This window comes from Moorena sp. SIO3A2 (genome assembly GCF_010672265.1).
In the GTDB taxonomy this organism is placed as follows: Bacteria; Cyanobacteriota; Cyanobacteriia; order Cyanobacteriales; family Coleofasciculaceae; genus Moorena; species Moorena producens.
In genome coordinates this window covers 1-16,373 of sequence record NZ_JAAHHC010000011.1, presented here as the reverse complement: position 1 = coordinate 16,373, position 16,373 = coordinate 1, and the positions used below count along the sequence as shown (strand labels likewise).

General features: G+C 45.2%; 10 protein-coding genes, 1 tRNA gene and 3 pseudogenes. 9 read left to right on the top strand and 5 right to left on the bottom strand.

The features are described from left to right. Nucleotides 1-881 precede the first annotated feature (881 nt). Together F6K64_RS13920 and F6K64_RS13915 are read right to left on the bottom strand one after the other, a co-directional pair. Nucleotides 882-2,120, bottom strand: coding sequence for a DUF3747 domain-containing protein (locus F6K64_RS13920; protein WP_008187156.1), 1,239 nt, complete (start codon nucleotides 2,118-2,120; stop codon nucleotides 882-884). Nucleotides 2,121-2,139: 19 nt separating this feature from the next. Continuing rightward, nucleotides 2,140-3,222: an RRXRR domain-containing protein gene (locus tag F6K64_RS13915; RefSeq protein ID WP_008187154.1), complete on the bottom strand. Its 1,083-nt coding sequence runs from the start codon at nucleotides 3,220-3,222 to the stop codon at nucleotides 2,140-2,142. A gap of 524 nt (nucleotides 3,223-3,746) precedes the next feature. Here F6K64_RS13915 and F6K64_RS13910 point away from each other — a divergent pair. Then, the gene (locus F6K64_RS13910) at nucleotides 3,747-4,517 is read left to right on the top strand and encodes a hypothetical protein (RefSeq protein ID WP_008187150.1); all 771 of its coding nucleotides are present in this window, start codon (nucleotides 3,747-3,749) and stop codon (nucleotides 4,515-4,517) included. A 59-nt stretch (nucleotides 4,518-4,576) separates the two neighbouring features. Here the strand turns inward: F6K64_RS13910 and tftA are convergent, their stop codons facing one another. Continuing rightward, nucleotides 4,577-5,932 carry a hormogonium tapered terminus morphoprotein TftA gene (gene tftA / locus F6K64_RS13905; protein WP_008187147.1) on the bottom strand — a complete coding sequence of 452 codons (1,356 nt, stop codon included), beginning with the start codon at nucleotides 5,930-5,932 and terminating at the stop codon, nucleotides 4,577-4,579. Between the two features lie 356 nt (nucleotides 5,933-6,288). Here tftA and F6K64_RS13900 point away from each other — a divergent pair, with 356 nt between their 5' ends. Further along, nucleotides 6,289-6,951 carry a class I SAM-dependent methyltransferase gene (locus F6K64_RS13900; protein ID WP_008187144.1) on the top strand — a complete coding sequence of 221 codons (663 nt, stop codon included), beginning with the start codon at nucleotides 6,289-6,291 and terminating at the stop codon, nucleotides 6,949-6,951. A gap of 683 nt (nucleotides 6,952-7,634) precedes the next feature. Here the strand turns inward: F6K64_RS13900 and trhO are convergent. After that, on the bottom strand, nucleotides 7,635-8,468 hold the full coding sequence (trhO, locus tag F6K64_RS13895) for an oxygen-dependent tRNA uridine(34) hydroxylase TrhO (RefSeq protein WP_287247710.1): 834 nt from the start codon (nucleotides 8,466-8,468) through the stop codon (nucleotides 7,635-7,637). A 455-nt stretch (nucleotides 8,469-8,923) separates the two neighbouring features. On the opposite strand from trhO, the gene F6K64_RS13890 reads away from it, so the two are divergent. After that, a tRNA-Ala gene (locus F6K64_RS13890) sits at nucleotides 8,924-8,996 on the top strand. 122 nt (nucleotides 8,997-9,118) lie between these two features. On the opposite strand, the gene F6K64_RS13885 is transcribed toward F6K64_RS13890, so the two are convergent. Next, nucleotides 9,119-10,504 carry an AAA-like domain-containing protein gene (locus tag F6K64_RS13885; protein ID WP_287265622.1) on the bottom strand — a complete coding sequence of 462 codons (1,386 nt, stop codon included), beginning with the start codon at nucleotides 10,502-10,504 and terminating at the stop codon, nucleotides 9,119-9,121. A gap of 232 nt (nucleotides 10,505-10,736) precedes the next feature. On the opposite strand from F6K64_RS13885, the gene F6K64_RS13880 reads away from it, so the two are divergent. The 6 genes and pseudogenes from F6K64_RS13880 to F6K64_RS13855 all read left to right on the top strand — a co-directional run. Continuing rightward, nucleotides 10,737-11,243 carry a hypothetical protein gene (locus F6K64_RS13880; RefSeq protein ID WP_287257081.1) on the top strand — a complete coding sequence of 169 codons (507 nt, stop codon included), beginning with the start codon at nucleotides 10,737-10,739 and terminating at the stop codon, nucleotides 11,241-11,243. A 487-nt stretch (nucleotides 11,244-11,730) separates the two neighbouring features. Then, a complete protein-coding gene (locus F6K64_RS13875; RefSeq protein ID WP_287265621.1) occupies nucleotides 11,731-13,140 on the top strand; it encodes a glycoside hydrolase 100 family protein in 1,410 nt (469 codons plus the stop codon). A 157-nt stretch (nucleotides 13,141-13,297) separates the two neighbouring features. Further along, nucleotides 13,298-13,474 carry a hypothetical protein gene (locus tag F6K64_RS13870; RefSeq protein WP_154659862.1) on the top strand — a complete coding sequence of 59 codons (177 nt, stop codon included), beginning with the start codon at nucleotides 13,298-13,300 and terminating at the stop codon, nucleotides 13,472-13,474. A 390-nt stretch (nucleotides 13,475-13,864) separates the two neighbouring features. Then, nucleotides 13,865-14,389: pseudogene (locus F6K64_RS13865) on the top strand (glycogen debranching enzyme N-terminal domain-containing protein); the annotation flags it as partial. 407 nt (nucleotides 14,390-14,796) lie between these two features. Then, a pseudogene (locus F6K64_RS13860) lies at nucleotides 14,797-15,597 on the top strand (MGH1-like glycoside hydrolase domain-containing protein); the annotation flags it as partial. 106 nt (nucleotides 15,598-15,703) lie between these two features. Continuing rightward, nucleotides 15,704-16,234, top strand: a pseudogene (locus tag F6K64_RS13855) (EamA family transporter); the annotation flags it as partial. Nucleotides 16,235-16,373: the final 139 nt, after the last annotated feature.

Sequence of the window (16,373 nt, the reverse complement as noted above, 5' to 3'; positions counted from 1 at the left end):
TAGGGAACAGGGAATAGGGAATAGTAGGAAAGAGCTCCGAGTAGTTTTTGGTGTTATGATAAATCCCTATTGGAGTACATGAAATATTTTCAAAAGTTATATAATAACGATTGCTAGATTGGATATGAAACTTTTTTAAATCGAAATATTTTTAACTTTTACTTAACTAAATAATGGCTGATTATTGGATAATAGCTAAAAGTATGTATTCCTACTCGCTATAGTATAGCAAGGGAAGTATAGTTTAGGACATCGTCTTTTAGTTGAAAGGGACTTCGGAGCAGGGAGCAGAAGATGTCTTAAGCTTTACTTCGACTGCTATAATGGGAATTTTTTTATCAATTACCATTACTATAGATGACATAATTATGATTCGATGTCACTAAAAAATCACTTACTTCATCAAATCTTTACAGTTTTTTTTCCGGATTAATTTCTAGTCTTCACGTTTATACAGCGGTTTGCAATTCAAGGTACAAACTTCTCGGTTTTTAGGGACTTCGGAGCAGGGAGCAGGGACTGAGGCCGTGGGCCACGCGGGGCGCGTTCGGAAGAGGGAAGAGGGAAGAGGGAAGAGGGAAGAGGGGAAAAAATCCTGTGTACCTGATAGTTATGCAAACCGCCGTATCTCTGGTTTACATCTCTATTTGTTGGTGAGAAGCGACGGAAAACGGCCAACAGACAGAGTTCAGGGAGGGAGGAATAAAATAGAGACTTTGGGGCAGTATTCAATCGGGTTTGTGATCAATCCCAGGGTACCGGAATTGATATCATCAGGTGATGTAAGCTATCAGCTGATACGCGACACGCTGATAGCTGAGGTTGTTTACTTGAGGTCTGATCAACAGACGTTTGTTGTGGGCTTCTTAAAGGATAATGTGCTACTTCTGAGTAATGGGCTGCTGGACACAGTTGAGCATACGCAGAGTAGCAGCAGCGGCATAGTTCCGGCGTGCTTGAGAATCGGGCAAGAAAGCGTTACCCCTTTCGTTGAGGGGAGATGCCACTTGGCAGTAGGCAGACATTTCAGAAATCAGAGCAACAGCCCAGTGACCTTCGGTGTCGGAAAATTGTGTGACTGACTCAGTAGAAACGAGTACCCCTGGCTGCCCTTGCAGGCTTTTGGCAAATTCAGCAGCTTTTTTTTGTACTGCCATCAATTCGGCGCGAGTTACGGACTTATTTGGTCGGAAGGTGCCATCAGGATAGCCACTAACAATGTTGTTGTCCCTCGCCCATTGAATTTTGGCAGCACTCCAGCGCCCAGCCTCAACATCCCGATAGGGCCGTCCTGATGCTTGAGTGGGGACAGTAATAGTAGCACCTGGCAGTTTACCTAAGCCTTCAATCACCATAGACACGAGTTGTTCTCTGGTGAGAAACCCTTGGGGTCTGAAGGTATTGTCCTGAAATCCAGCAATAAATCCCATTGCTACAGCTTTTTCAATTTCTGAGCCATAGACATCATTAGCAATATCCCGAAATTTAGAGGTTTCCCGTGGCGGAAGTGGGGGAAGCTTGGATGGATCAGTACTTCCTGTGTTACCTAGGGGTGTATTAGTAGCAAGGTAGACGTGACCTAGCTCTTTGCCATTGAACATTCTCTTGGCAAATTCCCAACCGGGCTGGAGAAAAATTTTCATAAAGCCCTGGCTAATACCACCAGTTCTGCCGATGATTACTTCAGGAGCTTTACGATCAAGGCGGTGCTTACCCACTAGCAACAGTTCACCATTACGCTCAACAATGCTGAGGATGTAATCGAGTCCTAAGTCTTCACCCGCCATGCGCATGGAATAGCCATTGCTATCAGTACTACGTCCGCAAATGCCAGTAAAGTCAAAGTTCAACAGCAGTGGGTCTACGATCACTGGGTTAGTACCACTCTCGCTCCAACAGGCTCGCTTGTTGGATTTTTGCTCTATGATCAGCAGTTGATGGGAATTTGCACCAAAGGGTTGAGCTACAGCAATAAACTTGCCTTGTTCAACTTGTTTTTGCTCGAAGGTAGCGGCGGAGGTCTGGTTGCCAAGACTGATTGTTGAGAAGGCAGTGGCTAGGGCAACGGTGGCGAAGGTGGCTAGTTTTTGTGGTAATTTTTGTCTTAAAGAATTTTTCATCGAATTTTCGCGCCTCCTTTTAGTAGTTGACAAGTAAGCCCGTGGAGCGTTTGAGTAATCGGACTTTCCGGGCTGAGAATTGTCCGATTCTTTTCCAGTTGCTATTGCTCACTGAAACTTGTGTTGCCGTATCGCCACTGATCCACCCTCGGTAGGTCTGACCCGCTTTTACAGCTTCCACGTAGTCGCCTTTACGGAAACCGTGGCGAGTGGTGGTTCCTCCGTACTTTCGGCGTTTACCGCCCTTGGAAAATTGGAGTAGGTGGAGTTGACGACGGCTAATTGGCGGTCGGGAAACCACGGCGAAAGGTGCAAGGGTGACCACAGCCACGGTGGGGGTCACGACTTTACCGTTGCGGTAGTACTGGGTCTTGACCTTTCGGAAGGGGAAGGATGCCAAGGCTATACCGTCGTTGGCGTGAGTCTCAGCCGTCTGACGACTCTTATCGGTCTTGTCTTTGGTTAACCCCAACCCTTTTCGTGCCATTGAGGTCTCCCATCCCATCTTTTGGGTGACGGGGACCGTGAATGTTGCCTCAAGGCGTTGGATGGATTGGTATTGCCCCACCATCACTGGAGAGAAAGCTTTTGTCCCTTTGGCTTTGACCACTTCATAGACGATCTGGCTAATGGGATAAAGCTCGAATAACTCACTGACCACACGAAACTCTAAATCACGGTTGGCTTTGATGGATGGGGGAAGCTTTTTGGCTAGCCGATTCTCAAAGCGCTTCTGTCTGTGAGCGCGTTGGTCGTAGGGAATTTTGTGGTTAATCCGACGGCTACGGCGAGTTCGCCGCATCATGCCTCGGGTATCGATCCGGTCTCTGACCTTGGGATAGGGTAGTACCAGATGACCCGTCCAGAGGGTGGCTTGGGCTGACTGGACAGCCAAGCCAGTGAACATTTTGCCGGGGTCAATCCCCACAGCAATCGACTGAGTTTCCTCCCCTGATGGTTCAGCTACTAGTTGAATCGCAAAGATGTCGAGGGCGTTAGGGTAGATGATGGCTTTACCTTCTTTAACCCAACGTCTCGCTCTAGAGGCTTTTGTCGGCATTAAGGGTTGTCCATTTGGTGAAATTACTGGGACTCGTAACATGGAGATAATCCTCACGAGTAAAGTGTTTGGGGGTTACCCGTCCCTTCGGTCACCTCATTCAAGATGTCCTTTCAGCAAGCGACTGACAACACAGTCTTACAGTGGTACGGACTGGGGAAGTATCCGTACGTGCGTACCAGAATGAGGCTCGATGACCTAGTCAAACCTGGGAGAGTTAGTTGTCTCTCCAAGCCCCAACCTGGCCGTAGGCCACGCTACGCGAACAACGCAGTAGGTTGGGGTTATTGACACTACTTACCTGTGTATTTCAGCATCTGTACTGAGCTTTTAGGATTTGTCAATTTTAAGACAACTGCTTCAAGCTATAATGATTAACTTTCAGATTAAATGTTTCTGGTTCTAATGGTTTAAGTTTTATTTTTGATTAATAAAATTTGAGCAAAAGTAGCTAAGGACACTAATATCAGTGTGAAGCTGGCGAAACTATCACAAGGTTTTCGAGCCTGAGGGTTATCTCTAAGCATGATGGGATCAAGGCTGAAAATCCGTCGGAGGTCGCTAGAATGTTATTTAATATTGCTGGTGTAGGGACTGGGTTAGGAATTCTAACCCTATTGGTATTTGGGCTGTTGCAATGGTTGCACATCAGTACTGGTCATTTCCTGGATTGGGTGATTGGTGTGGCTAGCTTTTGGTGGCTGTTGGTGATTGTGACAGTGCCATGGAATGTCCACTTGGAAGCTAGGGAAGTTTTAGCAGAGGGGTCGGCTTCCAGGGAAAATGAGATTGCGGTTGACCCGAAGCAATTAGACTATGTGAAAATGATAGCTAAGCGATCGCTAACCGTAGCAATCGCCCTTCACGTGTTATCTGCTGTGGGTCTTTACATGCTTGCTGCTACTGGGATTAGTGCTGTGGGCTACGTCAGTTCGGGAGCAGCTTTGCTTTTAACTGCTTTGCGTCCAGCGGTACGTTTTTACCAGTATTTAGCAGCTCGATTAAGGATGATCCGGCAAGAGTTTACCTATCCTCGCCGAGATGTAATGGAACTACAGAATCGTTTTGAAGCTCTCGAAAGAAGTGTCAAAGGTCTACAAGAGCAACTAGACCCACAAGAACCTTACTCTTGGGTGGCAACCCATCAGCGTTACTGGGAAGAGACTCGTAAAGGCTTAGCCCAACTTGAAGCATCCATGGCACAACTGGAAGCTAATAACAATGCGGAACACCAACGTTTAGCTCGGGATTCTGAAAATGCGATCGCACAATTAACTACAGATAGTCAATTTCTGGATAATGTCCGAGAAATTATTCGGTTTTTCAAGACAGCTTAGCAGTTATAGCGCTACGGGCAGGGAATCGGGAATCGGGAATCGGTAATCGGGAATCGGGATTAAACCAAGTTAGATGCTTCATATAAACGCCTGACAACGGCGATAATTCGCTTACCGTAATCTAAATCAGCTGACCAGCGTCCACTGAGCTGCCCAACTAAGGGAGCAATCCCTCGGGTAACGAAGCGAAACCGGGGATCGACCAAGGGTTGGACTAGGGGTTCCTGACTGGCGTAGGCTTTCAAGTGTTGGATATGGGCACGTACTCCAATTCTAGCGCTAGGAAAAGTCGCTTCTTCATCACTAGTCACTGCTCCCAAACCACCAAAATTATTCTGCTCAGGTCTAAGGCGATCGCTAAAGCGTAGGAAGTTAGTTTCTACACAAGCTTGGGAAAAGGCAATGTCATAGTTGACTCCCTCTACGGAGGCTTCTTCTCGATAGAGCCTAGGTAGGTCAGGAAACTCAGTCAGGGCGTTCTGATTATTGTTTTTAAGAAATATCTGTAACTGGACTTCGGAGGTGCTACCATGACCCATGATCCGGTCAATCAGACCTGGACAGATTTTCTGGGAAATTGAGCGCAAAATCACAGTGCGGGTGGCAGTATCCCAACCGACAAAGATGTCATAATCCCTTAGTTCAATGGCCTTAACATAAACGACTCCCCGATATTGCACACGACGGACATTCTCGGCGGTGGTCAAATCCACTCCTAGGCGATCGGCTAGGTCAATGGGAATGTAAGAATTGCTATTGATTAGAACACCTCGATCATCGTAAGTCTGATTATTGATTTTAATATCAATGATGGGATAAACGGGATTGAATTCATCGGGTGGTTGTTCACCAGAAATCAAACTACTCCATTGGGCAAGTCCATCAGCTATGCCTCTGGCCATGTCACGACGTCGATTCTGGAGCAGAGCACGGTCTTGGGGATTAGTCAAAAAGCCAACTTCGAGCAGTAGGGAGGGAAGGATAACATCACGGCAAAAGGCAAGACGGCCAACACCTGAGTCCGTATCAGGCTTTGCTCCTCGATTCGGCAGTTCAGGAAGGCGTGTGATCAAATAGCGCAGCATTAGTTCAGCATGCTTCTTGCGCTCAGTGTTATTGAAAATGTAGAAGGCAGAGGCACCTCGGATGTTAGGATTGGAAAAGGCGTCAGCATGAATCTCTAACGCTACATCACCAAAACGAGCACGGTCATTAATCCATTGAATTGTCTGCTTTAAACTCAATTCATCAGGAACAGATAATACTTCAAACCGACGCGATCGCAATTCTGGCACCACCAGATCTCGCAGCCGAATCATTTCTTCGGCTTCCGTTGTCCCACCGGCAATCGCCCCTGGGTCACGACCACCACGTTCCATGCCACCGTGACCTGCTGAAATAAATATACGTCCCATGTCTTGCTTTTTGCCCTTAGCCCTTAATTGAGCACTTGCTCTCTCCAGGATAAGGATTTAGTTTCCCTATGGCTAGGGGAAGTTGGACTGGACAAATCATCCCACCAATAGGCAATAGCAAGCAATAACCACAGCAAAATGGATGGATGAATAATAGTAAGCATTCAGGCATCAGCGTGTCGCGTATCAGCTATTAGCCAAAAGCCTGTGGGCACAGTGATTGATGCTTTTGAATAAAATAAGCTGACGGCTGACAGCTGACGGCTGAGTGCTTACGAATAATAAACAATGAATAGTATGATTGCTTAGCTTGAGCAACACCCGGAAAATCATAGCTTTTAGCAAACTATATATCAATGGCGAATCAAACCTTTGGACTAGACAACCAGCTTTACGACTACTTGAAATGTGTTTCTGTAAGAGAGCCAGAAGTTTTGACCCAGCTTAGGCTGGAAACAGCACAGCATTCTATGGCTAGGATGCAAATAGCTCCTGAACAGGGGCAGTTTATGGCCTTACTCGTGCAGTTGATGGGAGCCAAGAAAACTCTAGAGGTGGGGGTATTTACAGGCTATAGTGCTTTAGCTGTAGCCTTAGCTTTGCCACCAGAGGGCCTGGTGGTTGCTTGTGATATCAGTGAGGAGTATACTGCGATCGCACGTCGCTACTGGCAACAAGCTGGAGTAGCTGACAAAATTGACCTGCGAATTGCGCCAGCACTGGACACTCTGGATAGGTTGCTGAAAGAGGGACAGGCAGGTACATTTGATTTTGCCTTCATTGATGCCGATAAACGGAACTACGAAAACTATTACGAGCAGGCACTGAAACTGGTGCGTAATGGTGGACTAATTGCTGTGGATAATGTTTTATGGTCGGGGCGAGTAGCGGATCCTGAGGTAGTCGATAACATAACTAAGGCAATTCGAGCATTTAATCAAAAGCTCTATCAAGACCAACGGGTAAACCTTAGTTTGGTACCAATTGCTGATGGATTGACCCTAGCACTAAAGAATTGACACTCCCCGTCCTGTAAGAACGGGGATTCTTGGATCAACGACTCGTCTTGCGTGGGCCAGGTCGTAACCAGGAACAGTAGAGGACAAATCTCCCCGAGCGTTTAGATCATTTCATATCCAGGTTCCGGTGTGCCGGAGACGAAACCTTAGAAGAGTGGAGCCTTAATCATAAAGTTTTAACCCTTTTATGCATAGCCGACTAACCTTAAAGGCTCCACTCTTCTTACGGTAACTTCTAACCCCACCGTACCTTTTTTTTATATTAGATAGATAGGTACTTTTTTTATCTAAATTTTTCATAGACGTTTAAGTCGTTAGACCAAATTACGCAATATGTATCTGATACATATTTTTTACGTTGTCTACTTATTGTTAGATAGTATCTATCTAGTCTTCTACTTTATTGTTTATATTTTTATTATAGCACACCTATCACAAATTGTCAAGATAAAGTTTAAAGAAAAGCCGTCCTATAAGGACGGGGCTTTAAACCCAAAATTTTTGGTAAGAAGCTATCAGCGTGTCGCGTATCAGCTATCAGTTATCAGTTATCAGCGTGTCGCGTATCAGCTAATGCGCTAGGCGCAGGCTAGTTGAGGTGCTTTTTAATCAAACAGGTAAGCATTGGTTTAATCTTAGTTACTTCAGCTGACCGCTGACCGCTGACCGCTGACCGCTGATGCTTAAGCTTCCTTGATGAAATCATCAAAACAGTGAGGGCAACAAATACCTTTGATATATTTAGGGGAATTGAGATCAGCTTGGGAAATTGGATTTCCACAACCGTAGCACATATGGTGGGTTCCAGCTTCCAAGCTGTGCTTGAGAGCAATCCGTTGATCGAAGACAAAGCACTCCCCCTCCCATAAACTTTCGTCTTCTGGGACTTGTTCTAAATACTTGAGAATGCCACCTTTGAGATGATAGACCTGTTTAAAACCCTGACTCAACATAAAGGATGAGGCTTTTTCACAGCGAATACCCCCTGTACAAAACAGGGCTACTTTTTTGTCTTTGGTGGAATCGAGGTGGTGGCGAACATAATCAGGGAATTGTCGGAATGAGTCAGTATGGGGATTTTGGGCACCTTTGAAGGTTCCGATATTTACTTCATAGGTATTGCGAGTGTCAATCAGGACTACGTCTGGATCTGAAATTAGAGCATTCCAGTCTTGGGGATTAACATAAGTACCTACCTTCTGATTGGGGTCAACCTCTGGCAAACCGATGGTGACAATTTCTTTCTTTAACCGGACTTTGAGGCGGTTGAATGGGGGGGAGTCAGTGTAGGATTCTTTATGCTCTAGGTCGGCCAGACGGGGATCGGAACGGAGAAAGGCTAGGACTGAATCAATGGCTTGACGGGAGCCTGCGATTGTGCTATTTATGCCTTCTGCTGCGAGGAGAATCGTTCCTGTGATGCCTTGAGCTTGACAATGGGCTAGTAAGGAGGGTCGTTTATCGGCAAAGTCTGGCAATCTGACAAATTTGTAAAATGTTGCAACTACCTGGGTCATGATCCGGTTAAGGGGTGAAAAGAGTGCTGAGTTTTGAGTCCTGAGTCGTAAAGTGCCTCACTATTTACTATATTGGCGTATGGTAAGACCCCGCACTAACCTGCTATGGTCAGATTACTGTTGTGGTTTACTGTTGCGGTCACTGGTGATAGCCCATCACCCGATTACTCTATGACCTGATTACCTGAACTGACAGTTGTAAATGGTGCTTTGATCTGAATGGATGGCAGAAATGCTCGATTGCGATTGCGCTACGCCCACGCTACGCGATCGCTAAATCTAAAATCTTGATTGGATCAGGGTTTTAGCCATTACCCCCCTGACAATCATGCCAGATAAATCGTGCTATGGGAAAATTTTTTGGCTATCTTGCTTGACTTTCCACTTGGATGTTGTATAATAACAAAAGTGCGATTGATAAACTAAGCTTGATTTAGCTTAAGTTGTATTTACCTGGGGGTATAGCTCAGTTGGTAGAGCGCCTGCTTTGCAAGCAGGATGTCAGCGGTTCGAGTCCGCTTACCTCCACTAAATGTATCTATTGGTAGATTGGTGGCTAGGGTAGGCTTTAGAGTAGAAACAAAATAAAGGCTAATGGCTGATAGCTGATAGCTGATAGCTGATAGCTTAATGCTTACCATAACTAATCACTAATTACCACTAACTCTGATTCCATTGAGAAATTGATTTCTAAAAAATAGACGATATAGTTCGCAACTAGCTGTGGCTCGATTCCCGCGAATTTTGATCAAACCCAAGCTTTCCAATTTATAGGCAGTGAGCGCTTCTAATTCCACACTTTCTGTCGCCATGACTACTTCCTTAAAGGCAGCGACTAGGTCAGGATGGGGTAACAAAGCGGCTAGATAGTAACGCAAATAGTTACTATAAATTCCAGTTTGAGTTGGGGCTTCCTCTAGTAATTGTTCTAAGCTAACATCCTGTTTGGTGAGATGATACAGGGCAAGACGAATTAAACTAGGACAACGACCTACCATAGTCACTAAAGGATCAAGACGTTTCACAGCTTCGTCACCTTTTGCCCAATCCAAACCATGACGCTGGGCTAACTCTAGCACTTGCTCATTGGTAAATTCTGGGAGTTTAATGGCTAGGCCAACATTAAAGGGAGACTGATTAAGTTTTAGTGGCACATATACATCTGTAGCATGAGCTATCACCCATCTTACGTTTTGCCAAATTTCCAGTTCCCTAGCATCCTCATACCAAGAGCGTAGCAAAGACAGAAAATCCCTAGAAAGTTCTGGATACTCAAAAATTTGATTGACTTCATCTAAAGCAATAACGATTGGCCTATCGACTTGCTCTAGCAAATAGTCTTCAAAGTAAGTGGTGCAACTGACCTTAGAGCCAATCTCAGAATCCCAATAGTGATCGAGTTGGAGGGATAAACCCAATTGCCGACTGACGTTGGCACAAAACCAACGTAAGAACTTATCTAGGTTGGTGAAAACTTGGGAATCAGCTCGGTGTAAACTTAAAGTAACAGTACGAAAGCCCTGTTTTTTAGCATAAGCTACAATCCTTCGCACTAGGGAAGTCTTTCCTTTCTGTCTGGGGCCTTTAATATGAATCAGGCTACCTGGTTTCCTAACTTCTGCGTAGGTGAGTGCTTCAATAGGAGGACGTTCGATGTATAAATTGGAGTTTAGTGGTACCGGACCACTGGGAAAGTCTAGCTCTGGTACCAGAGCAGGGTATAGGGAATTCCCGAAGCTGGTTTTGATCCTGTCGTGATAGCTATAAATCCCTAGAGAGGATAGCTGAGCTCGGGAGTACCGCCTCAAAACTGAGCGGACATTACTTTTGGTAACTTTTTGTTTGAGAGCCACAGAGAGACGTTGCCAAAGTTTGAATCCTACATCTCTAATGTAACTATGCTCATACCCGCAGCTTTCCGCAATCTCAGCGTAAGTCTTCCCTTCCCAAACTTCACAGAAGACGGTCTCTTGAAGGTTACTGAAGGAGTAATCGGGCAAAATTGTGTCCAAAACAGCTAGGGCTTCGTCTGCCATCATTGACTAGGTTGAAAGCCAACACACCAAACACTAGCTTTACTTTGACATAGAATTGCCAAAATTTCCGTGCATAATAGCAATTTTTTGCAATTTTTTACGAGTATTACCAGCAGATGGCGCACTCCAATCTAGGTCAAATTCCCGATTTTTTCAGGCAGACAATTTCGATAGGTCTTCTTTAAAATCAACTCAACGTTCTTTAAGTCTGGTATCCCAAGACGATTGAGTGATGAAAAAACAAGTTTTCGGAGCAGTTTCAGCCCTAGCATTCGCCGCATCTGTGCTGCCTATGGCCATTCCTAGTCTGGTACCAGTGGCTCAGGCTCAAGCCGGTTTTGTGCCGAATGCTCCCTATGTTGCCAGCGCTGGAATTGCTGGAGCTGCAGGGGATAGGCATTTTATTACCGTTGGTGTGGCTGTGTTTCCAATAAATGCTGTTGTGATTGAATGTACCAATCTCGCTGGTGTTCGTAAAGCAACGGTTACTAATCAGTTTGGTGAGAGAGTGGCAGCAACCACAGCAGTTTCTAAGAGTCCTGAAGGTGGTACCGCTCTGACGGTTACCTTGAATGAACCTGTTAAACCAGGCAATGTGCTGCGCATTGTGATGGATGGGGTAGAACAAAATCGAGAAGGGGGAGCGATGCTTTATCGAGTGTCTGCTCTGACCGAAAATATATCCTATCCCTTTCCTGTGGGTACGGCAATGTTGCTGGAGCCGGTCTTGAATGACTAGAGTCAATAGGGTTGTTCGCGTAGCGTGGCCAATAGGCCAAGGTTGAATGTTGTTTGGTTGAAGGTGGTTTGGTTGAAGGTTGAAGGTGGTTTGGTTAAAGGTTGAATGTTGTTTGGTTAAAGGTTGAAGGTGGTTTGGTTGAAGGTTGAAGGTGGTTTGGTTAAAGGTTGAATGTTGTTTGGTTGAAGGTTGAAGGTGGTTTGGTTGAAGGTTAAATGTTTTTTGGTTGAAGGTTGAATGTTGTTTGGTTGAAGGTTGAAGGTTGTTTGGTTGAAGGTTGTTTGGTTAGACCTTGCAATATTCAGATTTTTATGATATTGCTTGCGTCAATTATTCTGACCTATTCCCTGTTCCTTGATCCGAAGTTCCTTGATCGGAAGTTCCCGAAGTTCTGTGTCTTTCGATATCCGACCCAAGTACTCCAGGATGTTGTCAAAGGAGTTAAGCTAGCATCAACCACATGGACAACTTAAAGGAGAACTTTTATATGGTAAGCGAAGGTAATCTGATCGATGCAGCTTGGCAAGCGCTGGAAGATTCGATTATCTATTATAAAGGTAATCCCGTGGGCACAGTGGCGTCGAAAGATTCGGAGGTGGAAGCCCTGAATTATGACCAGTGTTTTACGCGGGATTTCGCGGTGTCGGCTATGGCATTGCTGATGAGGGGCAAGGGAGAAATTGTGCGCAATTTCCTGATCGAAACCCTAGGGCTTCAAAGCCGTGAAAAGCATATGGATTGCTTTAAGGCGGGTCTTGGATTGATGCCAGCTAGCTTTAAAGTGATACATAAGAAGGAACAGGAGTATTTAGGGGCGGATTTTGGGGAACATGCGATCGCACGAGTTGCTCCAGTAGATTCTGGCTTGTGGTGGCTGCTGGTGTTAAGGGCTTATGTCAAGGCAACTGGTGATCAAGCCCTTGCCCACCAGACAAGGTTCCAACGGGGAATCAAATTAGTTCTAGATCTGTGTCTGACTAAGCGATTTGATCTGTTTCCCACGATGTTGGTTCCCGATGGTGCCTTCATGATTGACCGACGCATGGGAGTTGATGGCTATCCGTTGGATATTCAAGCCCTATTCTACACTGCCTTGCAGGCGGCCAGTGAGTTGTTGTTGCCAGAGGATGATTATGTTCCTGTGGTCAAGGAGCGCTTGGGTCATCTAACTTATCATATTCGGAATTACTATTGGTTGAATTTAGACCGCCTCAAGGAAATCTATCGCTACAATGTGGAAGAGTTCGGTGAATCGGCAATCAATAAGTTTAATATCTATGCTGATACTATTCCTGATTGGCTAATGCAATGGTTGCCAGATTCAGGGGGATATTTTGTTGGTAACCTTGGACCAGGACGGATGGATTTTCGCTTTTTTGCCCAAGGTAATTTAATGGCAATTATTACGTCCCTAGCTACTGAAGAACAATCCCAAGCCATTATGAACTTGATCGAGCAACAGTGGCAGGATTTAGTGGGAGAAATGCCCATGAAAGTTTGTTTTCCGGCTTTGGAAGGTCGCGATTGGCAGATTATCACAGGTTGTGATCCCAAAAATACTCCTTGGTCTTACCATAATGGGGGGAGTTGGCCCTTCTTGTTGTGGGAATTGGCAGCAGCAGCACAAAAAACTGGGAAATCTGAACTGGCCCGTCAAGCATTAACAATTGCTTCCCAATGCCTGCTTCAGGATAACTGGCCAGAGTACTATGATGGTAAAGATGGTCGCCTGATTGGCAAGAAAGCTAGGAAATTTCAAACCTGGACAATTGCTGGCTTTTTAGCAGCACAACAGTTGATAGATAATCCGGATCATCTTAACTTAGTCAGTTTTGAGGACACTGCTGTGATGATTTGCTCTATGGATATTGCGGAAATTGTTGCCATGAACAAATAACTTGAAATTAATTTAAACTAATTTAAATTCACTTAAACTAAGTTAAAATTGGTACTTACCAAGTACCAATTTTAACTTAGAGGTTGTCTGAGAAGTCTCATTTGCTACATCCAAGCCCCCGTTGGTCCCCCAATTTTGGGGGACTTTTAGAAGCAAATTGACTCTTGTTCCCCCCAAAGTTGGGGGGCTAGGGGGGCAAAATTCAGTATCAAAAAACTTGGGAGATATCCTCTTAACAATTCCCAAAATTACCAAGGTAAGCATTCAGCGGTCAGCGGTCAGCGGTCAGCCTTGGCCAAAAGGCCACGCTACGCGAATGGTTCACGCTACTTGAGGGTAAGCATTCAGCCGTCAGCGGTCAGCCGTGGGCTTTTGGCCCACGCTGCGCGAACAGCTTTCCGTAAAAGAGATTAAGCGAATGCTTACCAGTTGTCTTGATGCAATAGCGAGTGGGGTTTTCCCCGAAGACCTTGGTGCATCACTTATTCAAAAGTTCCGTAGCTTGCCCATAGCCCATAAGCTGATACGCGACACGCTGATAGCTGAATGCTTACACTTGAGGTGCCGTCAGCTTATTTTATTCAAAATCACCATTAGTAGCGTACGCTATGGGCATAAACTTTTCCCGTAGCGTGGCCACAAGCCTTTACTTCTAGCTGATAGCTGATACGCGACACGCTGATAGCTGATAGCTTACTTACCAAGTACCAATGACCAATGACTAATGAGTAATGACTTGGGACGAGAAATTTGCGGTAATCTACCCACAGGAGAATCACGGGAATGGCTAGTTACCAATGGAATTGGAGGCTACGCATCAGGGACGATAGCTGGTCTAGTCACCCGCCGTTATCATGGATTGCTGATTGCTGCTCTCAAGCTCCCCTTGAATCGTAATCGTGGATTAAGCGATCGCGAAGATCATCTCCATGTCGCAACCTTTGAGACCCAACTTAAAGTTGGGGAATCCCTGACTCTGGTGGTCAGCACTGAAGAACATCCTGAACTTGATGGCAACACAGCCTTAGACGCTCATTATCAATACCAGCAGCAGTTAATCAACCGTTGGGATGCTGCCCACAATCTCAAAACTACCCCCAGTTGGATCCGGCAATTAGTATGGGCGGCTGACCAATTTATTGTCAACCGCCCGTTAGCAGATGCACCTGATGATAAAACGATTATGGCAGGCTACCCTTGGTTTGGGGATTGGGGGCCAGATACCATGATTAGTTTGCCAGGATTGACCAAAAAAGTTTCAAGCCCCGTCCTTCCTTCGACGGCTTTTAAGTAGAGTGTGATAGAATAAACATGTAGCCTAGTACAGGCAGGAAAAGTCGGTACTGCCAATTTAAAAACAACGAGCGTTTTGCGATACTAGTACACGAGGAGCGAAAAACCTCGCCAAAACCCATGGGTCTTAACAGACACCGAAAACCAGTAAAGTACAAATTCAAAGTATATAACGTACCGTGGGGCACACGGGAACGGGCAATCCCAACGCTTAGGGAGACAAGCCCACTGGGGTTAGTTAAATTAGGCTCAATATTTGGTTCTTCTGGACGAATATTTGGCTTAAGTAAGGCATTTCAGGATAACTAATTTTAAGGCATGTCGTAGAACTAAGAATCCCCGCTCTTATAGGGCGGGGAGTGTCAAAAGAATGCTGTCAATCCTAGCAAAGTCGGTACAAAAGTGGCTCCCCATTACCAATTTACTATTGGTGCTGGGGAGACTCGGGTGATTAAGCTGTGGCTGAGTGATGCTCCCAATATCCCCCAACCCTTTGGCAGTGAGTTTTCACGGATTATTGCCACCCGTCGCTCAGAAGCGGATCAGTTTTACCATGCGATCGCACCACCCGGAATTAATGATGATCAGCGTAATATTCAGCGTCAAGCCTTCGCAGGACTGTTGTGGAGTAAACAGTATTATTACTACAACGTAGAAACCTGGCTCAAGGGTGACCCCAATCAACCGCCACCTCCACCAGAACGTCTCAAAGTCAGGAATCAGCAATGGAATCATCTCAACAATGCAGATATTATTTCGATGCCCGATAAATGGGAATATCCCTGGTTTGCAGCCTGGGATTTGGCATTCCACTGCATCCCCTTAGCAATGATTGATCCAGATTTTGCTAAGAATCAACTTGACTTAATGACGCGGGAGTGGTATATGCATCCCAATGGGCAAATTCCCGCCTATGAATGGAACTTTTCAGATGTTAATCCTCCCGTGCATGGGTGGGCAACCTGGCAAGTTTATAAGCTGGAAAAACAGTTCCATGGCACAGGCGATCGCCAGTTTTTAGAACGGGTCTTTCAAAAACTTCTGCTGAACTTTACTTGGTGGGTTAACCGCAAAGATTTCGACGGCAACAATGTATTTGAAGGGGTATTTTTAGGCTTAGACAATATTGGAGTATTTGACCGTAGTTCAGATCTTCCAAACGGCTGAATGCTTACCTATTACCTATTACCCAAAAAACCTTCGACTATAAAACTACCGCGCACCACTGGACATGATATGATTCATTGAAACTTTGCTATTGTCAACGTCTATGTCAAGTTTCATTGCTAAAACAACAGATTGGTTGAATCGGATTCCAGGGCGTGGTTACTTATTGATCGCTATCCTGATTTTTGCAGCAGCGAATTCGGTCATTCGTAAGCTCACTGACCTGGGTGCAGATAATTTAATTGATGGTAGAAATCCTATTTCCTTCTGTAATGTGTTGTTTGTTGGCAATCTCTGCGCGTTGCTAGCGTTGATTGCTATTTATGGACGACAGTGGAATTTTCGAGCCCTCAGACAACTCTCTGGAACAGATTGGTTAGGGTTACTAGGTGTTGCAGTTTTGTCAGGAGCACTGGCACCATCTCTGATATTTATCGCTCTTGAGCGCACTGCTGTTAATAATGTAGTGCTGATTGGACGCATTGAGCCTCCTCTTGCTTTGGCTTTGTCGGTTTTACTTCTCAAAGAACGGGTAAATCGTTGGGTGATAGCTGGTGCGATTATTTCATTTATTGGTGTAATCCTGACTATTGTGCTTCAGCCTCCCCAGGAAAACATGATTAATATGGGTGGAGGCTTTAGGATTAGACCTCTCCAAAAACTTGAAACTTTCTCAGGCACTGCTTTTCAGCGATCAAATTGACCAAGTCAATTTTACGTTGAATTAACGCTATAATAAGCTTAAGAAGCTATTGATGTTAATTTAGCACTAA